The sequence below is a fragment of the Acinetobacter sp. NCu2D-2 genome, from assembly GCF_001647675.1.
Taxonomy (GTDB): Bacteria; Pseudomonadota; Gammaproteobacteria; order Pseudomonadales; family Moraxellaceae; genus Acinetobacter.
In genome coordinates this window covers 1,004,619-1,025,202 of the sequence record NZ_CP015594.1, presented here as the reverse complement: position 1 = coordinate 1,025,202, position 20,584 = coordinate 1,004,619, and the positions used below count along the sequence as shown (strand labels likewise).

The 20,584-nt window shown below is 38.7% G+C and carries 18 protein-coding genes, 6 tRNA genes and 1 pseudogene; 7 read left to right on the top strand and 18 right to left on the bottom strand.

Going from position 1 to position 20,584, the window contains the following annotated elements:
- The first annotated feature begins 42 nt into the window (after positions 1-42).
- Positions 43-777 carry a hydroxyacylglutathione hydrolase gene (gloB, locus tag A3K93_RS04765; protein WP_067731673.1) on the top strand — a complete coding sequence of 245 codons (735 nt, stop codon included), beginning with the start codon at positions 43-45 and terminating at the stop codon, positions 775-777.
- A 1-nt stretch (position 778) separates the two neighbouring features.
- Here gloB and A3K93_RS04760 read toward each other — a convergent pair whose 3' ends face one another.
- Positions 779-1,042 (bottom strand): hypothetical protein, encoded by a 264-nt coding sequence (locus A3K93_RS04760; protein WP_067729403.1) that lies wholly within the window; start codon positions 1,040-1,042, stop codon positions 779-781.
- A gap of 378 nt (positions 1,043-1,420) precedes the next feature.
- On the opposite strand from A3K93_RS04760, the gene A3K93_RS04755 reads away from it, so the two are divergent.
- Positions 1,421-1,624, top strand: a complete 204-nt coding sequence (locus A3K93_RS04755; protein ID WP_067729400.1) for a hypothetical protein — start codon at positions 1,421-1,423, stop codon at positions 1,622-1,624.
- Between the two features lie 194 nt (positions 1,625-1,818).
- Here the strand turns inward: A3K93_RS04755 and A3K93_RS04750 are convergent.
- From A3K93_RS04750 to A3K93_RS04710, 9 genes are all read right to left on the bottom strand, one after another.
- A tRNA-Leu gene (locus A3K93_RS04750) sits at positions 1,819-1,903 on the bottom strand.
- Positions 1,904-1,935: 32 nt separating this feature from the next.
- A tRNA-Trp gene (locus A3K93_RS04745) sits at positions 1,936-2,009 on the bottom strand.
- A 33-nt stretch (positions 2,010-2,042) separates the two neighbouring features.
- Positions 2,043-2,127 (bottom strand) — tRNA-Leu (locus A3K93_RS04740).
- 699 nt (positions 2,128-2,826) lie between these two features.
- On the bottom strand, positions 2,827-3,114 hold the full coding sequence (locus A3K93_RS15020) for a hypothetical protein (RefSeq protein WP_227509880.1): 288 nt from the start codon (positions 3,112-3,114) through the stop codon (positions 2,827-2,829).
- A gap of 150 nt (positions 3,115-3,264) precedes the next feature.
- Positions 3,265-3,349: transfer RNA gene (locus A3K93_RS04730), tRNA-Leu, on the bottom strand.
- A 32-nt stretch (positions 3,350-3,381) separates the two neighbouring features.
- A tRNA-Trp gene (locus A3K93_RS04725) sits at positions 3,382-3,455 on the bottom strand.
- Between the two features lie 33 nt (positions 3,456-3,488).
- Positions 3,489-3,573: transfer RNA gene (locus A3K93_RS04720), tRNA-Leu, on the bottom strand.
- Positions 3,574-3,680: 107 nt separating this feature from the next.
- Positions 3,681-4,496, bottom strand: a complete 816-nt coding sequence (locus tag A3K93_RS04715) for a protein kinase domain-containing protein (RefSeq protein ID WP_067729398.1) — start codon at positions 4,494-4,496, stop codon at positions 3,681-3,683.
- Positions 4,477-5,988 carry a DUF3336 domain-containing protein gene (locus A3K93_RS04710; RefSeq protein ID WP_067729396.1) on the bottom strand — a complete coding sequence of 504 codons (1,512 nt, stop codon included), beginning with the start codon at positions 5,986-5,988 and terminating at the stop codon, positions 4,477-4,479. The genes A3K93_RS04715 and A3K93_RS04710 overlap by 20 nt, the downstream gene beginning before the upstream one ends.
- Positions 5,989-6,168: 180 nt before the next feature.
- On the opposite strand from A3K93_RS04710, the pseudogene A3K93_RS14640 reads away from it, so the two are divergent.
- The 3 genes and pseudogenes from A3K93_RS14640 to A3K93_RS04685 all read left to right on the top strand — a co-directional run bounded on the left by A3K93_RS14640 (position 6,169) and on the right by A3K93_RS04685 (position 10,002).
- Positions 6,169-7,375: pseudogene (locus A3K93_RS14640) on the top strand (IS3 family transposase).
- 79 nt (positions 7,376-7,454) lie between these two features.
- Positions 7,455-8,342, top strand: a complete 888-nt coding sequence (locus tag A3K93_RS04690) for an ATP-binding protein (protein WP_067729394.1) — start codon at positions 7,455-7,457, stop codon at positions 8,340-8,342.
- 592 nt (positions 8,343-8,934) lie between these two features.
- Positions 8,935-10,002: a hypothetical protein gene (locus tag A3K93_RS04685; RefSeq protein WP_067729392.1), complete on the top strand. Its 1,068-nt coding sequence runs from the start codon at positions 8,935-8,937 to the stop codon at positions 10,000-10,002.
- Positions 10,003-10,076: 74 nt separating this feature from the next.
- Here the strand turns inward: A3K93_RS04685 and tsaD are convergent, their stop codons facing one another.
- On the bottom strand, positions 10,077-11,093 hold the full coding sequence (gene tsaD / locus A3K93_RS04680; RefSeq protein ID WP_067729390.1) for a tRNA (adenosine(37)-N6)-threonylcarbamoyltransferase complex transferase subunit TsaD: 1,017 nt from the start codon (positions 11,091-11,093) through the stop codon (positions 10,077-10,079).
- 146 nt (positions 11,094-11,239) lie between these two features.
- On the opposite strand from tsaD, the gene rpsU reads away from it, so the two are divergent.
- Positions 11,240-11,455, top strand: coding sequence for a 30S ribosomal protein S21 (gene rpsU / locus A3K93_RS04675; RefSeq protein ID WP_001136722.1), 216 nt, complete (start codon positions 11,240-11,242; stop codon positions 11,453-11,455).
- A gap of 33 nt (positions 11,456-11,488) precedes the next feature.
- A complete protein-coding gene (locus tag A3K93_RS04670) occupies positions 11,489-11,935 on the top strand; it encodes a GatB/YqeY domain-containing protein (protein WP_067729388.1) in 447 nt (148 codons plus the stop codon).
- Positions 11,936-12,076: 141 nt separating this feature from the next.
- Here A3K93_RS04670 and A3K93_RS04665 read toward each other — a convergent pair whose 3' ends face one another.
- The 7 genes from A3K93_RS04665 to A3K93_RS04635 all read right to left on the bottom strand — a co-directional run bounded on the left by A3K93_RS04665 (position 12,077) and on the right by A3K93_RS04635 (position 20,532).
- The gene (locus A3K93_RS04665) at positions 12,077-13,519 is read right to left on the bottom strand and encodes a M48 family metalloprotease (RefSeq protein WP_201787403.1); all 1,443 of its coding nucleotides are present in this window, start codon (positions 13,517-13,519) and stop codon (positions 12,077-12,079) included.
- 85 nt (positions 13,520-13,604) lie between these two features.
- A complete protein-coding gene (locus A3K93_RS04660) occupies positions 13,605-14,573 on the bottom strand; it encodes a 2-hydroxyacid dehydrogenase (protein WP_067729384.1) in 969 nt (322 codons plus the stop codon).
- A 5-nt stretch (positions 14,574-14,578) separates the two neighbouring features.
- Positions 14,579-15,229: a hypothetical protein gene (locus A3K93_RS04655; RefSeq protein ID WP_067729382.1), complete on the bottom strand. Its 651-nt coding sequence runs from the start codon at positions 15,227-15,229 to the stop codon at positions 14,579-14,581.
- Positions 15,230-15,408: 179 nt separating this feature from the next.
- Positions 15,409-17,298, bottom strand: coding sequence for a M48 family metalloprotease (locus A3K93_RS04650; RefSeq protein ID WP_171255052.1), 1,890 nt, complete (start codon positions 17,296-17,298; stop codon positions 15,409-15,411).
- An 87-nt stretch (positions 17,299-17,385) separates the two neighbouring features.
- Complete coding sequence (gene purF, locus A3K93_RS04645) at positions 17,386-18,921, bottom strand: amidophosphoribosyltransferase (RefSeq protein WP_067729378.1); 1,536 nt, start codon at positions 18,919-18,921, stop codon at positions 17,386-17,388.
- 24 nt (positions 18,922-18,945) lie between these two features.
- Complete coding sequence (locus A3K93_RS04640; RefSeq protein ID WP_067729376.1) at positions 18,946-19,527, bottom strand: CvpA family protein; 582 nt, start codon at positions 19,525-19,527, stop codon at positions 18,946-18,948.
- 3 nt (positions 19,528-19,530) lie between these two features.
- The gene (locus tag A3K93_RS04635) at positions 19,531-20,532 is read right to left on the bottom strand and encodes a quinone-dependent dihydroorotate dehydrogenase (protein WP_067729374.1); all 1,002 of its coding nucleotides are present in this window, start codon (positions 20,530-20,532) and stop codon (positions 19,531-19,533) included.
- Between the last annotated feature and the right edge of the window lie 52 nt (positions 20,533-20,584).

Sequence of the window (20,584 nt, the reverse complement as noted above, 5' to 3'; positions counted from 1 at the left end):
AAATCATGCTAATTTAGAAAAAAGTCTGTCGAACACATGGAAATGATGTCTTATAAAATTCACTGTATTGATGTTAAAAATCAACTGCAAAACTATATTTGGCTACTTGAGCATACGCCCTCTGGTGATGTGATTGCTGTAGATCCAACTGAAGCCAAACTTGTCCAAGACTATTGTAGTGAGCATCAACTTAAGCTTAAACAAATTTGGCTCACACATTGGCATAAGGATCATATAGGTGGTGTTCCTGAGCTTATCGCTGAATTAGATATTGCTGTACTTGGGCCACAAGCTGAGCAAGAAAAGATTCCTTTTATGAGCCACGCGTTAAATCATGAAGGTCTGTTTCAATTTCATGATTTGAATATTGAAGTGATTGCTGTTCCAGGTCATACGCTTGGGCATATTGTTTATTTCATCGATGAAATAGACACTTTATTCTGCGGTGATACTTTATTTGCGATGGGTTGCGGTCGAGTCTTCGAAGGAACTTATGAGCAGATGTATAATTCACTGAATCGACTTGCGGCATTACCACCGAGAACTCAAGTCTATTGCACACATGAATACACGCTCTCAAATGCTAAATTTGCTTTGCATGTGGAACCTGAAAATGTCGCAATTCAGGAGCGCTATGAACAAGTAGAACGTATGCGCTTGCTTGGTCAGTGCACATTACCAAGCCAGATTGAAATTGAACTGCAAACCAATCCTTTTTTACGTGCAAATGATGTCGAGGAATTTACCCGACTTCGCCAGCTTAAAGATAATTTTTAATTTATAAAATTTGGTGGTTTTTGGCATAAGCATCCAGCTCTGCTTGTGTCACAACCTTTACTTTATGCATTTCATCGACACGTACCATTAATAGCCCACCCAAAGCAGGTTGATAACGTCGCGCACTGCCAAAAGGTGTATACGCCACTTTGGATTGAACACTAAAATCTAACCAATCTTCGTGCCCCAGCATCACAGCTGTTGGCTCAAGACCTTGTTGCTTTAACTGTTCAATTTGGCTTTTTACTTGATCTTCAATATTCATTACACAATTTTAAAATGAGTCGATTTATCGCGAATTATAAAAAAGATGTGCTGCACAAAAGATTAGACTTTCAGGTGATGGTAATCTTCTTAATTACGGAAATTAAAAGTACAGCCGACACAGCAAATAACCATACTTCAAAAATGGTGAAAATAACACCGATATTATTCATAATTCATTCATAAATTTTGAAAGATAAAATATTTCGTTACCACTTAAATAATTATTTAAATTTCAATATTTTATGCAAATTAAAATATAAAATCCGCTGCTTATTTATGCAATCTATTTAAATATTAAGTTTTTCTTTGTAAGAGCCCTTTAAAAAAAATTTGAGAACCCCTATTAATATTAAAACAGTATTAATGGAGTAATCTCGTGAAAAAAGTAGTAAAAGCAAAAAACTTAATCGCTTTTCGTCTTTGGTTAGAAAAATTAGGTTATTCAGTACGTACTCTGGCTGACAACCGCGGCTTTAGCTTTAGCTTTAATAAAGAATATGGGCTAGTTACTGTTGACCTATCAGGTAATGCGCTTGCAATGCAGCTTGGCGAAGAATTCGAAGATCATTTAAAAGCTTAAATTTTGTTGTTAATTTTTTAGCATGTTGACTCTTGAAAGCCCCTCGTCAACATGCCTTTTTTATTTATGGGCTTATCAAAAATAATAATTCAAAACCTGTCAGTTTTAGATCAGCTAACTTTCCCACTCACTTTTCTTTAAATCTTTTCTACAGGCAATAAAAAAGCAAGACATAAGCCTTGCTTTCATATCGATGGTGGGGACGGAGAGACTCGAACTCTCACACCTCGCGGCGCTGGAACCTAAATCCAGTGCGTCTACCAATTTCGCCACGTCCCCATCAGGGTGCTAACATCTGTTAGTCTTTATGTTGGCAGAGGATCAAGGACTCGAACCTTGACGAACGGTTTTGGAGACCGTCATGCTACCATTACACCAATCCTCTACTCGGCCTATTTACTCAATCTCTTAAGTAAATTGGTGGGGACGGAGAGACTCGAACTCTCACACCTCGCGGCGCTGGAACCTAAATCCAGTGCGTCTACCAATTTCGCCACGTCCCCGATGGCTGTGTATATTATAGAGATCAAACCGCGTTGACAAGCCATTTTCTAAGCATACATGCTGTTTTCTGCTATAAATTAATCAGTTAAATGTATTTTTTATTTTTTTACTGAAACCTTATTTAATTTCGACTCAATCTAAATTGTACTAATAGCTCATTGAGAATGCGTGCGTCAATTGGTGACGTTAAAAGAATCAATCAATTTTCTCGAGTCTCAAAGCACTTCTTCCCAATGAGGCAATAATTCACTATGAAAATTGAGTTCGATATAACTGGTATTAAACCCTTAGTTAGATTCATGTGTTACCACGTTACAGCTTGACACTACATCCCAAAAATAAGTGCAATCAATGACAAGATTGATCTCATATTCCTGAGCTTCTTGCCAATAAATTTTTCTTGTAGATTTTGTCCCCCTGCAACATCGATAGCAAAAAGTTCCAATTCCAAATCCCATTTTTTAGTTAGATACCACCATTTTTCAGTGACTTCAACACCATCCAAATTATTTTTTAATTTCCAATTTCAAGCCCATATATCAATAAAAGAACTTTGACTTCTCCATTCATCTTTCCAAACTGAGCGTTGATTTAATGCAATGGTCATTTCATTTTTTTAGAATCTAATTGATCATCCTCTCTAGCAGCTTTCATCTCCGGCCACTTAACTAACCTTTAAATCAATACTTTGAATTTGATCAGCACACCCCTTGGTAGCATGCTCTGCTCTTATACTCCCCCCAATAATTAACATCTTGATAACTTACTCTTGCAAAATACAGATCATTTTTATCAATGAGCATGTGCTGATCACCAAATTTGCCACAGGCATATCCTCCTAGCCAACCTTTCACTTTGCTAGAACCATGCATACTGCCATAGCCGTATATAAGCAATCCAACAATAAAAACTGCCAATAGTGATACACCTACAATTGTCCATTTTCTTTCTTCTAATAATCGTTGTTCAAAGTTATTTTGAGTCATCAGTTTTTTATTTAAATGGTTTGTCTTGTTTATATAGAGAAGTGCAATGTAAAGGCAATTCGTAAAGTAATGTTTTAATTTATTTTTATCTTTATTTCACTTTTCTACAGGCAATAAAAAAGCAAGACATAAGCCTTGCTTTCATATCGATGGTGGGGACGGAGAGACTCGAACTCTCACACCTCGCGGCGCTGGAACCTAAATCCAGTGCGTCTACCAATTTCGCCACGTCCCCATCAGGGTGCTAACATCTGTTAGTCTTTATGTTGGCAGAGGATCAAGGACTCGAACCTTGACGAACGGTTTTGGAGACCGTCATGCTACCATTACACCAATCCTCTACTCGGCCTATTTACTCAATCTCTTAAGTAAATTGGTGGGGACGGAGAGACTCGAACTCTCACACCTCGCGGCGCTGGAACCTAAATCCAGTGCGTCTACCAATTTCGCCACGTCCCCGATGGCTGTGTATACTATAGAGATCATTTTCGCCTGACAAGACATTTTTAATAAAAATCGACTCAATTGATTAAATAAGAAACAAAGCTCGTTTTTTTGTATTTTTCTCATTCAATTTCAGTCATTAACCACTGCCGCATGCTTTGTAAATCCTGTATTCGCCCCTCTTTACGTTTAACTAACATGTAACGTAACAATGGTTCAAAACATTGATATTCTCTTGAGAGATGAACGTCTAAATTTTGGCAATGTAATACAGCCCAATCCTGATAGGTTTTCGCTGTAAGGCGTGTTTGCTTCAGCCATTCTAGAAAAATAATCCCTAAAGCATAGATTTCACTCGCAATGGACTTCGCTTCTCCATGGAATAATTCAGGTGCCATATAGCGTGGTGTTGCTGTCATATTTGTTTTTTTAGATGCCATTGACTGAACTTGTTCAAAATCTATTAAACATACTTTCTCTTGATGTATCACAAAATGATCAGATTTTAAGTCAGCATGTATATATCCACATGCTGACAGGTCAACTAACACTTCAACAGCCCGAATGAAGATATTTTTGATTTGAGATAAATTGAATGTCTTAGGCGATTGAGAAAAAATTGAGAGTGCATTGGGTAGAAGCAACCCTCTAATGAATTGTTCACCCTGATAAAAAAATTCTTGATTAAAAATTTGAAACGGCAAACAGATCTCGAGCTGATTACCCTCAGCATAATGATAAAAGGCTAACTCCCGATCAAAAGCCTTAACAAATGACTCATCACTCGCCTGCTCATCTCGCTGTGTTTTCAGCCAATAACTTTGTCCGTTGATATTTATTTGAAATAAACGACGTCCATAAGACAAACTTTTTGCCTTTGTCTTTAATGTCCATTTCTGTTCGAGTAAATCATTTAAATTAAAGCAAAGCTGAGTCATTGGCTTGAGCTTGTTTTTCCTTTTGGTATTTCAGTAACTCTAACCCATGTTGAATTGTTTTGCTGACTCTCGCTTGTGTTTCTAAAAGAGAAATTTTCGGCCAAGTCGCACGCTCCCCTTCTTTTTGAAGGATTTTAAATAAATGTGGTTTTGGATTTTGCAACATATAACTGTAATGCTTCAGGCTATGATTACCCACAATATTGACATCGCCATAATAACGCTGATCAATCACTCCATGCCCATGATCAAGTAGACGGCGCACGGGTGACAAGTTACCTACCCGTTCACGGGTAAAATCCATTACACCACGCGCAATGACTTTCGCTTGTCGACGTGCAATTCGTTCAGGCCAACTCAACATATCCTTTCTAAAGCGTGAAGCATCATCCATCATAAAAGGCACAATATGCGGATTCACCTGACTCGCAATGGAATAATTAATATTATATAAACGTGCCATTTTCTCTTGTGGGAAATCACTTCTGACACTACCGTCTACCCAGCGTGTCGATGCCAAATACGGTGTATATTTGCCGTCATGACGTTTACTGGTCAGTTGAATCGGTGGGAATAAAATTGGTACTGCACAAGAAGCCAACACTGCACTCCACACCAAGACGTCGGGCGATGTATACGCATTCATAATGCGTGCATCTTGTGAGCCATCATAAGGTGCAATAGCCACATTAATATGTAATCCCGATTTTTTTAGGGCTTCATCAAAAGTAATATCGCCTAGGTTTTCCACTAAAAAGTTTTTTAGATAGCGCACATCTGCCAAGCCACCACCTGTTTTCAGCACCTCATTGATTTTACGGAAGTGAAATGCCTCATTAAAGAAGTTTTCACCTTTTAATATCTGATGATAATCCCTCGGATCAGATACGCCGAGCATTGCTGTCATGATCGCACCTGCGCTCGAACCTGACATGACTTTTGGCAGTAAGTCTTGCTCCATAAGTACCTTACACACACCTGTATGAAATAAGCCAAGTGTAGAACCACCTGAGAACATTAATGCTGGCTGACCATAAGCACGCTGACAATGTTTAAAGTATTCAATTTTTTCGGAAATACTGAGACAAGTACATTCTTCTGAAGCGATGTAAGCCAGACTTTGGCTCACCTCTTCCACATAATCTTCAATGATTTTTTTCGTGCCCGTATACGTTTCAGAAAACAATAATGGATGGGAAATATTCGCAATGTCATAGCTTAACCCCTCACGTAATATATACATCAAATCACGAGTACGTTTTTGCTGACGGTAACGGGTCAATTTTCCCAAACGATGGGCAATAATTTGAGCATCAAAATAAGGTGAAGTGTTATCGAGTTTCCATTCTTGTGCACCAGATTCTTCATCTAGCTTGAGTGCAATCGCTTTCCATTCATCAAAAGTCTCAGCCTTTTCTAATTGCTGTTTAAGCTTTTTAATACGATAAGCTTGATGTGGATTAATATGCTGTGAAAAATCTTTAAATAACATCTTAGACCTATCCCTTTGTCTATGTTGCATTCTATGTTTTGTAACAAGTTTGGTTGAAATATGCAGAACATTTAAGCAAATCGCAATGGCTTTATTGGTTTTTATTTATGTCAATTCTAGCCAAGGTGATCCTAGACAAAATAATGGACAGCACGTCCCTCTAAAGATAACGTAACTTTAATCTTTGGAGATTCAAGAAATGGCTATCTTGCGCAGCAATGCTGCTCAAGTCCTGAATTTAAACAGCAAGCAATTGATTATGCACTTTCAAACTCGCACGAATCTTTAGCTGCAATCGCCCAGAAATTAGGTGTTGGTTATTCAACATTGGATAAATGGATTCGTGAAATCAATCCGGCGGGTTCAAGCAAACGCCAACTTTCACCAGAACAACAGCGGATTTTAGAATTAGAGAAAGAAGTCAAACAGCTCAGGGAAGCCAATGACATCTTAAAAAAAGCGCATGTGTACTTTCTGACAGATCATGCCAAGAAAAGTACACGGTAATTCAAGATCTGGATGTGAATGAAGTCACTGTATCTTCTGCCTGTAAATGCCTGGGTGTCAGCACTTCAGGCTATTATGCCTGGCGAAAACGCCAGGCCAATCCAGCGCAGAAATATAATGATTTAAAAGCCGTATATTGGCAGCATCATGCACGATTGGGTGCACCTTCATTAGTACATGACATGCATGATTTAGGGTACACCATGAGCGAACGAACCGTTGGAAGAATGCTAAAAAAACTTGGTCTACGGAGCAAGATTGCACGTAAATACAAGTATACGACTGATTCAAAGCATCGTTTGCCTACAGCACCAAACTTGTTAGATCGCCAATTTACAGTCATGCAGCCTAACAAGGTTTGGACAACGGATATTACCTATATCCGTACCAAGCAAGGTTGGCTGTATTTATGTGTGATGCTGGATCTATTTAGTCGTCGTATCGTGGGATGGCAAACCAGCCATCGAATAGACCGCCAATTGGTGTGTGATGCGTTTCATTATTCAATGGCTCGTCAGGGCTATCCAACAGGTGTTATGGTTCATTCGGACCAAGGCAGTCAGTACTGTAGTCGTGATTTTAGAGCACTCTTGCTGACAAATGATTGTATTCAAAGTATGTCTAGACGCGGCCTTGCGCAGTATACTGCTCATGGGATAATGCCGTGACTGAAAGCTTCTTTCATACATTGAAAGGCCATGTGGTGCATGGCAGTGTGTTTGTCACTCGAAAAGAGGCGAATGCGGTCTTGTTTGACTATATTGAGATTTATTACAATCGGGTCAGAAGGCATTCTGCAAACGGTTGGTTAAGTCCAGAAGCTTTTGAACAGAAATATATTAAAAGTTTAGAGGGATCGATTGTCCACGATACTGTCTAGGATCAAGGATTTGGCTTTAAGCCTTAAATAGACGGTGGTAATATTTGATTTATAATTTAATTCGACGACATAAGCACTCATGGCAACCATAAATCTACCCGTTCACATTTTAGAATCTTTAAATACCGTATTGCTTCAATTACAACACAGCCTCCCCGCCATCAAAAATAAACCAACGTTCGATGCATATGCTTATAAGTGGCAAGATGGTCAACTCCATGCAATTCATCAGTTGAAATCTATCCATCTTTCAGACTTAAAAGGTATTGAACGTCAGAAAGAAAAAGTCATTCAAAATACCTTACAGTTTTTAAATGGCTTACCTGCAAACGATATTTTGCTCACAGGTTCACGTGGTACAGGTAAATCGTCAATTGTCCGTGCATTACTAAATGATTATGCCGAACAAGGTTTACGTTTAATTGAGATTGAACGTGATGATCTTTCGGATTTACCTCAAATTCAAAAACTGATCGCAGATCGCCCTGAAAAGTTTATCGTCTATTGTGATGATCTTGCCTTTAATGCTGAAGATGAAAATTATCGCAGTCTTAAAAGTGTTTTAGATGGTTCACTGCAATCGGGTTCAAGTAATTTCGTGATTTACGCCACTAGTAATCGTCGTCATTTATTGCCAGAGTTCATGCATGAAAATACACCTGCAACCAAGGTAGATGTCCCTCAATACACAGAACTCCATCCACAAGAAGCGATTGAGGAAAAAATATCACTTTCAGATCGTTTTGGTTTATGGCTATCGTTTTATCCTATGGATCAAAATTTATATTTGGAAATCGTTGAGCATTATTTAAATCAAGCTCATCTTGAATTATCACCTGAAGCGCGTGCTGAAGCTTTGCGCTGGTGTCAATCACGTGGTCAACGTTCTGGTCGTGCCGCTTATCAATTCTCAAAACATTGGATTGGTGCTATCTCCTTAAAAGCACTTGAACAATCTATCCAATAGATTCCTATGCGGTGCTACACACTTTTTTTAAAGACGGTGTGTAGCATTACTCCCTCAAGAATTTATTAATTGAATCGATAATTTTAAAAAAATATCTAAACTACTACCCGAATTACACATACGAATACAACAAAATAATTATATTTTTCTCATATTAGAGAATTGATTTATTTGATTTAAGTCGCATTTTTACGTTTGTTACAAATTAATATCACATAAATAACATTGTGTATTTTCCGTAAAAGAATGGTTATTAAAATGAAAATCATAATCAAATTATAAACACGATTATTAATACAATTAATTGTTTTTATTAAATATTTATAAATATTAAAAATACCTAACATTTACGCTTACCACACGTTATTTAAGATATTTATTTCAAAATATTTCAAAAATTTGCATTACAACCTTTTTCTCATTCTACATGGAATTGAAACTTTGAAATATTCCGCTTAAATATAAATCAAACGTGGCACATGATGCGGAAAAATTATTAAGCAAGAGATACATCACATTTTAATAATCATCTCTGCAATCAGCTCGCCCAACCTTAAAACAAAATGAAAATAGATGATTCGAGGGTAATACCATGGATAAGAAGACTAAATTATTTGGAATGACAGCACTCACGCTTTTACTCGCTGCTTGTGGGGGTGGTGGCGGAAGTGGTGGAAACTCTAATGTTTATGTACCACCGAATGTACCAGATCCAATTTCACCCGAAGTTCCGAGCGATCTTGTTCCTTTTGAAGAAGAAGGAATTATTGAGAAAATTAAAGCATTACTTTCAGGGGAATCAAACAGTAGTAAATTAGCGAATGACTACAACGAAGCCCTAGCACATATGATTGGCGAGGTTTTTGCCGACTATCCTATTGGACGAACAGGTCGCGTTGTCCAAATCTATAATGTTGGGGTGAATAGTATTAAATACCCGAATCTATTATGTGCTGACATAACAACGAGTGGCAATACAAAGACACTTACTCTCAAAGAACATAAAGACAGTTGTATTATCTTAGATAAGACCCTTAAAGCAGGTTCTAAAATCATTCAAACAACCAATGGAGATACAACGACAGTTCAGTTTATCAATGTTAGATATGGCAGTAATGTTGACTTTAATCTCAAAGATCAATATTTAATTGATGGCTCATTGAAATTAACCTCTAGCAAATCATCAATGGGCAAAACTAAGAAATTTGAGACATCAAATTTAAGTTTCCAACGTGTAACACCAACAGCATCTGCACCATCCACTGCTGATGATGTCTATTCAGCTACAAGTCGTGAATATCTAAAACTTGTCAATTATGAGTATAAGCTTGAAGATGATTTTGGTAATGGCCCAAATGGAACACGAAAACTGAGTACAAAAGGAACCGTGATTGGTCAGCCTTTCGGTGCCGACTTCCGCTATACATTTGATTTTGACACAGGATTCACCCCATTTATTATGGATGAAATATCATTAGATAATTATCATCACCTACCTCGAGAAGGTAGTGTTGCCATTACCCATAAAAAAGGACTATTTAGCTCTAATTTAATTACTAAAGTGACACAAGAAAGTGATCGTTCTTTAAAAGCTGCTGTATATCTGAAGAATGAAAAGGTTGCAGATATCCTATGGTCTACGATTGTAGGTGAAAAATAATCTTAAAAAAACCCCGCTCATGCGGGGTTTTAAATTTACTAACCTTAAAATACTTATATCTAAATAAAACAGTTTTAAGCTTCAGTCGGATTACTTAATTCAGTCATCGGCCAACGTGGTGTCGTAGTAACTACTAAGCCATCATGTTGACCTGCTTTTAGACGTTGATAGCCCGCAAATGCAATCATGGCACCATTATCGGTACAAAGCGCAGGCTCTGCATAATAGACCTGCGATTTAATTTTCGCCAAATCCGCCTCTAAACGTTCACGTAAACGTTTATTCGCACTCACACCGCCAGCAATAACGAGACGTTTTAAACCTGTTTGTTTAAGCGCTTTCACCGATTTTTTAACCAAAGTATCCACAATCGCTTCTTGGAAACTTGCGGCAATATCTGCATCGCGATTTTCGTCACCCAATTTTTTCATTTGTACTGAAACTGCGGTTTTTAAACCACTAAATGAGAACGTTAAATCTTGGTGCAACATCGGACGTGGGAATGCAAATGCTTCAGGATTTCCCTGTTCTGCAAGGCGTGAAATATTTGGACCACCTGGATATGGCAAACCCATCATTTTCGCGACTTTATCAAATGCTTCACCTGCTGCATCATCAATTGACTCACCTAAAAGCTCATATTGACCAATGCCATAAGCCGCCATCAATTGTGAGTGTCCACCAGAAACTAACAATGCTACAAATGGGAACTCTGGTGGCGTTTTAGATAAAAGCGGTGCCAACATATGACCTTCCATATGATGCACACCAATCGCAGGCTTATTTAAAGCAAATGCCAAAGTACGACCAAACAATGCACCTGTCATCAGTGCGCCCATCAAACCGGGACCACGCGTATAAGCGACGGCATCAATCTCAGATTTCTTAACACCTGTTTGTTCGAGTAACTGATTAATTAAAGGAATCAGTTTACGTACGTGGTCACGTGAAGCCAATTCTGGCACTACACCACCGTACTCTGCGTGCAGTTTAATCTGACTATAAAGCACCTGTCCACGTAAACCCAACTCGCTGTCATAAAGCGCAAGCCCTGTTTCATCACATGATGTTTCTAAGCCTAAAACGATCATTAAACTGCCTATAACCTGTATCAAATGTATTGCGGCTACTATTATAGGCTTGTGGTATGAGATGTAAATGAGTAAAATACTGACCTTCACTTGTGATCAAGAGCAATTCGGCTCTGATCTTATCCATAACTTTATGAGGATTCTTCATGCCACAAGTTAAATTGAAAGAAGGCGAACCAGTAGACGTAGCTATCCGTCGTTTCAAACGTTCATGCGAAAAAGCAGGTGTTCTTGCTGACGTTCGTAAACGTGAATTCTACGAAAAACCTACTCAAGAACGTAAACGTAAAAAAGCTGCTGCTGTTAAACGCTACCAAAAGAAATTGGCGCGTGAATCAGTACGTACTACTCGCCTTTACTAAGATTAATTTGTGATTACTGCCTGGACAATATAAATGACTACTTTAAAAACCCAAATCATGGACGTTCTAAAAGCAACTATGCGTGCTAAGGAAATGGACAAGTTGACGGTAATACGTAGTTTACAGGCAGCAATTAAGCAAATCGAAGTCGATGAGCGCAAAGAACTTGACGACGCTCAAGTTCTTGCGGTCATTGAAAAACAAATTAAACAACGTAAAGAATCGATCAAAGCCTTTTCTGGTGCTGGTCGAGAAGATTTAGCTAGTAAGGAACAAGCCGAAGTTGAGGTTCTCTCTCAATTTCTACCAGAAGCTATGACTGAGGAAGAACTTGATTCCATCATTGCGCAAACGATTGCAGCGCAAGAAGCTACTAGCATGAAAGATATGGGTAAGGTGATGAATTCTCTGCGTCCGCTCATAGCCGGACGCGCCGATCCTGCACAAGTTTCTGCAAAAATTAAAGCAAAACTTGCGTAATCCCGCATCATAAAAAATCTATACTTGCGTTGAACTGCCTTAAATCTAAGTCAGTTCACACAGCATATCTAACAAATAAAAATCTCTTCTCTATCTTTTCAATCACACTAGATTTTATTCTTCTCTATCTTTTCAATCACACTAGATTTTATATTGTCGTTCTTTTTGCATTTGTTTCAATCTTGCACTTATTGTATGACTCAAAGATTGATTTGATTTACTAATACGCTGTGCATGCAATAAAGTCTTAATCGCTGTTTCTTCCTGACCCGACCAATACTCCACTTCTGCACGATAACGCAAAACATTGATCGCTTTTACAGGTGAAGCTGCATCTGCAATCGTCGCCATTTGCATAAGTCGCCAACCCGATAAATCACGCTCATTGTTCTTTAAAAAATGCTGTATAACTGCTTTGGCATCTGTAGATTGATTTGCTCGAATTAATGCTTCAGCATACTTATAATTCAACGCACGATGCTCAGGCATAACAATTGCCGCAGTACGTATAATACCTAAAGCCTCAGCAACTTGATTACGCCCCAGATAAACATCAGTTTGCAATAAAGTCAGTAAGGGATGATTTGAGCTGATTTTTTTCGCTTGATTTAAAGCACTTTGCGCAGCCTGATAATCATTTTTTTCAACATAATAAGCAGCCAAAGCCATTTGAGCAGCAAAGTTATTTTGCTGAGCTAAACCAATAAGTTGTTGTTCAGTGGTTTGACCTGACAGCACACAGCTATACCAACGAATTAATTCATACTCTTGATCGCGTAATTTAGGTTTAACTGCAGGCAATTGATTTGCACGTAACCTTGCTTCGCTCATACGCTCACTGGTCAATGGATGCGTATACCAAAAATCTGGCATAAAGCTTAAACGGCTAGTAGAGCGATGCATCACTTCAAAAAAATCTGCCATACTTTGCGGGTTATAGCCTGAAGCATACATATACTGCATACCAATACGATCCGCTTCACGCTCTTGATTTCGGCTATACGATAATTGCTTATCCAATAATGCGGCTTGAGAGCCTAACATCACCGCAGCGCCTGCATCGCCATCCGCTTGAGAAGCGACTAAGGCTCCAACTAAAATTCCCGCTAAAGCGAGTAATCCTTGCCCTTTAAATGCTTCTTGAGAGCGACTGTAATGACGTTGTGTAACGTGTGCAATTTCATGTGACATCACCCCTGCCACTTCATCAATATTTTTTGCTGAATTCAATAAACCAAGATTCAGTGCAAATAATCCACCCGGCACAGCAAAAGCATTAATTTGAGGATCATTAATGACTAATAATCCAATGGGTTGCTGCAATTGTGTTTGACTCAAAATATGTGAAAATACTGAAAAAAGTTGATCCTCTAACCATGGGTTTTGAATCACTGGCATTTTGGCTTGAACTTCTCGATAAACTTTTTCACCGATTATTTTTTCTTTTTGTTGATCGATTAAGCCCACCCCTGAACCAATTTCAGGAACATTAAACTGTGCAGAGTTTTGTTGAAAACCAATTTCTTCAGTATGTGTATTTACCATACACAAACTTAAACCACATGCCAAAAACAATCGTTTCAATGAAAAATCTCTAAATACCCACACTTCACACTTATGAATATAGCATCGAACTTTGAGCATATACGCAAGATTATGTTATTTATTATTATGCAAATTTAGGATTCACCACATAACGCGGTGTTCTACCCTCCAAAGCCTCTACCAAGTTTTGATAAGCAAGTTCCGACATTCTTTTTCGTGTCTGTGCTGTTGCAGAACCCACATGTGGCAAAGTCACTACATTATCTAAGCTGAACAGCTCAGAATCTTGTAATGGCTCTATTTGATAGACATCTAAGCCCGCTGCAAAAATTCTTTTTGCTTTAAGCGCGTCAATCAAAGCCTGTTCATCAATCACTGAACCTCGTGAAATATTTACCAGCACCACATGTGGCTGCATTTTCGCAAGCTCAAGCGCACCTATTAAATGTTTTGAATCTGCATTCAAATCTACCGCAACCACGACAAAGTCTGACTGCGCGAGTAAGGACGCAAGATCACAATATTGAGCATTTAAGGCTTCAGCCAATTCAATTTTTTCACGGCGATTGTGATACAGAATATTCATATTGAAGCCGTAATGACCACGGCGTGCAATTGCTGCACCAATATGACCCAAGCCAATGATTCCGAGTGTTTTTCCAAAAATATCCACTCCAAACTCATTGATACCTACTGTCCGCTTCCATTGACCTTGCTTGGTCCATTGATCTAAATACGGTACTTTTCGGGCCGCTGACATCAATAACGTAAAAGCTAAGTCTGCAGTCGTTTCTGTTAAAACATGTGGGGTATGTGCCAAATAAATATTTTTTTCATTTAAATAATTTAAATCATAGTTATCGTAACCGACACTGACACTTGAAATAATTTTGAGTTGTTGTGCCGTATTCAAATTAGCTTCATTCAACATGCGCCCCGCACCAATCATGCCATCCGCATTTGCAACATGTTGTAAAAGTTGTTGATTAACGTCACCCAATTTAGGATTAATATTGATGACTTCATAACGTTGTTCTAATTTACTTTGAATTTCTGAATCAATCTGACTAAATACAACAACTTTTTGCTTCATTTAAATTATTCCAAAGAAATGGCCTTTTTCTGCATGAATTGCCATAAACGTTTTTTTAAAATAGGTTGCTCTACCATCTCTTGCAGTGATGCAAGCTGAATCATTTTACTATTTGATATATGTGGTATTTGTCCAAGTGAAATAATATTTTTATCAACACTATAAGCATCTATAAAGCCTTGAATATAGACTTCTACCGCTCGACCATCTTGCATATTTTCCCAAGGAAATGGCCAATTTAACTCAGAAAATTCACTTAAAACTGCACGTTGAATATTAGCCCATAAAGTTTGCTGATCCGCTGTCATTTGTGTTGCATCAATTACGATACAACAGTGACTCATACTCAATAACTGCAAACTAAATGGCTCAAACTCTATTCTTTCTTGTAAGACTGGCTGTATGACAGTTTCGTCGATGTCTTCTAATGTATGAGTAACTTCAGCCGCAATCGATTGTGGCTGTGCTAAACTGGAAATATTTCGTGGTAATTCTAAAGCTGTACCCACATGTTGTGGCAGCATGATTTCTTGGATATTTTCAGGTGTTGCTTGATCACGCCAAAGATTATTTTGATGTGGGGCACACGGCTCTGCCTTAGGAATCCAAATATCAATTCCCAATGTTGCCAGTATGTCTCGTTGATGCCCAATCATCTTTTTTCATCACCTATTTCAGGTCGAATATTTTAACGATATTAGTGTCAAATTACCCAAGTTTTTCGTGTTTCCAAGCATTTATTTGCTACATCTTCGTTCGTATAGCATCATAAGTTTTTATTTGCATTTTTTATGATCAATTTCGTATTTCACGATCGTTCATTTCAATCCTTTCGTTAAATAATCATTAAACTGTTTTTCTTCTGCATTTGATCTAAGACTTCATCCACTTCAAAGCCCAAACGCCAATATAGTAACTCCATGACATCGAGTTCATCTTGGGTAATAATACGATCACTCCACAGACAAATCTCCGCGACACTTAAAATAATTAAACGATCTCGAAGCAATAAGCCAGCAATATCATTTAAGATTTCAGCCAAATCAATCGGCTCATCTGAAATTTCAGTATACATTTCCAGCTCTTTTTGCGTCACGATTCTTTTTAAAATACGTTCGCGAACTTCAAGCTGATTATCACTATTAATTTGCTGCACATGCAGTAATGCATCAATGAGACGGACAATTTGCGGCTTCACCTCCTCTAGGGATGTTGGGGTATGCGGTGGTAGAAGGTTGAGTTCAAACTTCACACACTCTAAAAGTAATGCATCCAACAAGCCAATTTCACCATCCTCCTGAATAATGCGTGCCATTTTCATCAGAAATTGACGAGCAACTGTTCTAGGCATACCACCAATATTTTTACAGGCTTGTCTATATATCGAAATATGCACTCGACCATCAAGATTTAGTAAAGAATCGACAATCGCGCGGCTGACTTCTGCTTCAGTTGGAATAAATTCACGGTACTGGCGAATCATGAGGATTGCGATCATCACTTCACGTGATCCTGTCGCAGTCTGTAATGCACGGTCGATTAACTCTGGACGCGGCATATTTTGACGAATTTCAGGATTTAATGGTTTTACAGCATCTTTTACTGCAAAGCTGATCGGTGATAAACGTAATAATGGTAAAGGTTGTGGTGAATTCCAAACCAAACCCGCATCAGGTGCTACTTCATCCAATGAGCGAAATAAGCTAAATAAAGGCTGATTTTTGAGCTTTTTAAGATTTTCCAGTTGCAAGTCCTGAATCAGCGCTGGATTTAACTCATAGATGCGTTGTTCTATACTTGGATGAATATTCAGCCAGTTTTGTTGACTTAAGGAGTTTGCAAAACACATATGTGAAATTGATTCCGCATATTCACTATAGAGCTGCGAACCTGAGGCATGTACATGTATCCTCAGTAGCGTTTGTACATTTGCATCGTTTTGAATTAATCGACGGGTTTTTTGATCATTTTTATAAGTACGACCAATGAGTGAGATAAACTTAATCAGCCTTGTAATCAAAACACCAAGACTGCCAATTAACCAAATAATGGCTCCCATAACGACATAGAGTGTTTCAAATTTATTTTCTCGTCGAATACCATTGCGGTAAAAACCCGATTTAGCAATTCGGCTCCCCCACTGACTAAATATCGTCAGGCTACTGTATAAAATTTTCAGACGGGTATTTTCAGCTGCTTCTCCAGATAAAATTTTATTAAATTCATGGCAAAGCAAACCATATAATTCAATTTCATCAAGATTTTGCAATGCTCCCCAAGTTAAAATAATGGCTGTATCACTTGGGCTAAATCCTGCAGTTAAGGCGTTTACCCCCACTTCGTCTGGCAGAACATATAAAGCTGGCGTTTCAATCAGGAAAGTTTCCGCAAGTTGCTCATTGATATGCAGTGCTGCACTTTCCTCAGGAATACTTTCAATAAAACTGAGCCGCCGTGCGCCCATCTGTTTAGCAAAAGAATAACCACCGGCACGAAACACATAAAATTCATTTAATACTGACATCAGCATAATGAATAAAACAACGGCAATGAGGTAAGGACTTAAAAAATGCCAAAAGATCGATTGAGTATGGTCAACATAAAAAACAATTAAGCCGACAACAGTGTTGATAATAAAGATACAAAGCAATACAGCAATACAGCAAAAACTGGCTGGCCAAAGCATATTTTTATTCTGTGTAAAAGCATATCCTACGCTTCGCACTCTATCACCCTAAGTGACATGTTTTGATGTCCTCATCATAAATGAAAAAAGCGGGAAATTCCCGCTTTTTATCATGATTTTAGCTGCTTATTCTTCACGAACACCAGTCAAATCTACAGATGCTGCATCAATGTTGACATCAATAAATTTGTCACCTTTCTTAGCGCCATCATTACGTTTTTGTTGCAATGCATCAAGATATTCTTCATTGATGCCACCCGCAACATACACACCATCAAAGACAGAGCAATCAAACTCTTGAAGTTTAGGCACTTTGCTGGTACGTACTGCATTTTTAAGATCTTCCAAATCTTGGAAAATCAAACGGTCAGCACCAATAATCTCACGAATTTCTTCAACACTACGCTCAGAGGCAATTAACTCTGATTTTGCTGGCATATCAATACCATACACGTTTGGATATTTCACCATTGGTGCTGCAGAAGCAAAGAATACTTTATTGGCACCTGAGTCACGTGCCATTTGAATAATCTCATTACACGTAGTACCACGTACAATTGAGTCATCCACAAGCAATACGTTTTTACCTTGGAACTCAAGCTCGACCGGGTTTAATTTTTGACGTACAGATTTTTCACGTAATTGTTGACCCGGCATAATGAAGGTACGGCCAATATAACGGTTTTTCATGAAACCTTCACGGAATTTAACACCCAGCATATTTGCAAGTTCAAGCGCTGATGTACGTGAAGTATCAGGAATTGGGATCACCACGTCGATATCGTGTTCATCACCCCACTCACGCAAGATTTTTTGCGCAAGTTTTTCACCCATTTTCAGACGTGCTTTGTACACCGAAATACCATCAATCGTTGCATCAGGACGAGCAAAGTACACATATTCAAAAATACATGGACGATATTCAGGATGAGCTGCACATTGCTTGCTGTAAAACTCACCTTCAGCAGAGATATACACTGCTTCGCCCGGCTCAATATCACGTTCTACTTTGAAACCGAGCGCTGTAATCGCAACAGATTCAGATGCAATAATATATTCTTTACCTGTGGCTGTTTCACGAGAGCCGTAGATTAATGGACGAATACCATTTGGATCGCGGAAGCCAAGTAAGCCTTGACCTGTGATCATTGCAACTACAGCATAACCACCTTTACACCGCTCATGCACACGGCTCACTGCTGTAAAAATATCTTCAGATGAAGGCACAAGTTTACCTTGCTTCTGCATTTCATGTGCAAATACGTTCAGTAAAACTTCTGAATCAGAATCTGTATTCATGTGACGTAAGTCAGTTTTGAACAAGTCATCATGAATTTCTTCAGCATTGGTCAAGTTACCGTTATGTGCCAACGTAATCCCATAAGGAGAGTTTACATAGAACGGCTGTGCTTCTGCACTGCTTGATGTACCTGCTGTTGGGTAACGCACATGACCAATACCGTAATTACCCTGTAATGCGCGCATATGACGAGTATGGAATACGTCACGAACCATACCCACATCTTTACGAAGGAATAGACGCCCTTCGTGGCAAGTCACTATCCCAGCCGCATCCTGTCCACGATGTTGTAACATCGTTAATGCATCAAACAACATTTGGTTAACGGGTGATTTACCAGCTATACCAACAACTCCACACATAGCAACCTCGCAGACGAGCTAGGATTAATAAAAAGGATTGTTTGTCGATTCACCTGAAGATTTTGTCTTAGTCGACGACTCAGATAAATCACCTGAAGATTTCTGTGAATCTTCAGATTTAATATGTTGTAAAGCTTCATTTGCTGCATCTTTGGAAAGCTGAGTCGCCCAAGGTGCGTACGGAATGAGTGCTTGAATAAACTTAGATTGTTTCCAATGTGGCGATGCTTCCACCCAAGGACCAATGCCTTGTATGGTGATCAGCACAATGAGTAAGCCTTTTAAACTGCCGAATACACCACCCGCCAAGCGATTTAATGGCCCTAATTTCAGGGTTTTTAAAATCTTGTTGAGGATATAAGTGACAATCCAAGTCAGTACCACAATCATCAGTACGATGAACGCAAACGCTGCAATCTTTTGAACCACTGGATCTGCACTGAGAGGTGTCATGGACGGCGCAAGTAGTGTTGAATATTTTGCTGCCACAATCAGCGCAAAAATCCATCCCACTAAGTTCGCAAAGGCTTTAACAAATCCTTGTCGCAAACCGTTAAGCCCTCCAATGAGCAAGATAATCAGTAAAAAGATATCAATGGTTGTCATAAATTAAAATGCGTTTACGCAGTCTTTCACAAGTTTCGGTCCCGTATATATGAGGCCACTATAGACTTGTACAAGACTAGCACCTGCTTGTTTTTTAGCAAGTGCATCAGCACCAGAAAGAATACCACCTACACCAATGAGTGGAATTTGACCTTTCAAGACATCAGCAAAAGCGGCGAGACACGCAGTACTTTTCTCAAAGACAGGCGCACCAGATAAACCACCAGCTTCTTCTGCATGCTCTAGACCTTCAACACCTTCACGAGAAAGTGTTGTATTGGTCACGATCAAACCATCAATTTTGAACTTTAACAATTGCTGAGCAATAAATTGAATATCTTCAGCCTCAAGATCGGGAGCAACTTTAAGCACCAAAGGTACGTAGTGTTGATTTTCTTGAGCAAGTTCAAGTTGGCGATTTTTCAGGGTTTCTAACAATTCAGTGAGTGCATCACCGCTTTGCAAGCTACGAAGATTTTTTGTGTTGGGAGAAGAGATATTAACGGTAATATAAGAAGCGTAGTTATAAACTTTTTCTAGGCAAATGAGGTAATCATCTACAGCGTTCTCCACAGGAGTTGCTGCATTTTTACCAATATTAATACCCAATACACCCTTATACTTAGCAGCTTTCACATTCTCAATGAGCTGATCCACGCCATCGTTATTAAAACCCATACGGTTAATAATTGCTTTGGCTTTTGGGAGACGGAACAGTCGAGGTTCAGGATTACCTGGCTGAGGTTTAGGAGTAATGGTACCGATTTCAATAAAACCGAAACCTTGCGCTGCAAGGGCATCAATATAGGCACCATTTTTGTCTAGCCCTGCTGCTAAACCAACTGGATTTGGAAATTCAATTCCCATACAAGTCACAGGTTTTGCAGCAACGTTTTGACGCATCATGCCCATTTTGTGGGATGATTTTAACAGTGATAATGTCAGCTCATGTGCACGCTCTGGTGCTAAAGAAAACAACAAAGGGCGGGCTAGAGAATACAACATATCTAGAAAAGTCTACTGCTTTTTAAGTCGCCATATTATAGGCACAGCTTGC

What these genes read in the sequence shown, in the direction of transcription:
- A3K93_RS04690 (WP_067729394.1), top strand. Translation starts at nt 7,455, where the DNA reads ATGGCAACCATAAATCTACCCGTTCACATTTTAGAATCTTTAAATACC.
- A3K93_RS04715 (WP_067729398.1), bottom strand. Translation starts at nt 4,496, where the DNA reads ATGACTCAGCTTTGCTTTAATTTAAATGATTTACTCGAACAGAAATGG.
- A3K93_RS04660 (WP_067729384.1), bottom strand. Translation starts at nt 14,573, where the DNA reads ATGAAGCAAAAAGTTGTTGTATTTAGTCAGATTGATTCAGAAATTCAA.
- tsaD (WP_067729390.1), bottom strand. Translation starts at nt 11,093, where the DNA reads ATGATCGTTTTAGGCTTAGAAACATCATGTGATGAAACAGGGCTTGCG.
- A3K93_RS15020 (WP_227509880.1), bottom strand. Translation starts at nt 3,114, where the DNA reads ATGACTCAAAATAACTTTGAACAACGATTATTAGAAGAAAGAAAATGG.
- A3K93_RS04640 (WP_067729376.1), bottom strand. Translation starts at nt 19,527, where the DNA reads ATGACAACCATTGATATCTTTTTACTGATTATCTTGCTCATTGGAGGG.
- A3K93_RS04760 (WP_067729403.1), bottom strand. Translation starts at nt 1,042, where the DNA reads ATGAATATTGAAGATCAAGTAAAAAGCCAAATTGAACAGTTAAAGCAA.
- A3K93_RS04670 (WP_067729388.1), top strand. Translation starts at nt 11,489, where the DNA reads ATGACTACTTTAAAAACCCAAATCATGGACGTTCTAAAAGCAACTATG.
- purF (WP_067729378.1), bottom strand. Translation starts at nt 18,921, where the DNA reads ATGTGTGGAGTTGTTGGTATAGCTGGTAAATCACCCGTTAACCAAATG.
- rpsU (WP_001136722.1), top strand. Translation starts at nt 11,240, where the DNA reads ATGCCACAAGTTAAATTGAAAGAAGGCGAACCAGTAGACGTAGCTATC.
- A3K93_RS04635 (WP_067729374.1), bottom strand. Translation starts at nt 20,532, where the DNA reads ATGTTGTATTCTCTAGCCCGCCCTTTGTTGTTTTCTTTAGCACCAGAG.
- A3K93_RS04655 (WP_067729382.1), bottom strand. Translation starts at nt 15,229, where the DNA reads ATGATTGGGCATCAACGAGACATACTGGCAACATTGGGAATTGATATT.
- A3K93_RS04685 (WP_067729392.1), top strand. Translation starts at nt 8,935, where the DNA reads ATGGATAAGAAGACTAAATTATTTGGAATGACAGCACTCACGCTTTTA.
- A3K93_RS04710 (WP_067729396.1), bottom strand. Translation starts at nt 5,988, where the DNA reads ATGTTATTTAAAGATTTTTCACAGCATATTAATCCACATCAAGCTTAT.
- gloB (WP_067731673.1), top strand. Translation starts at nt 43, where the DNA reads ATGATGTCTTATAAAATTCACTGTATTGATGTTAAAAATCAACTGCAA.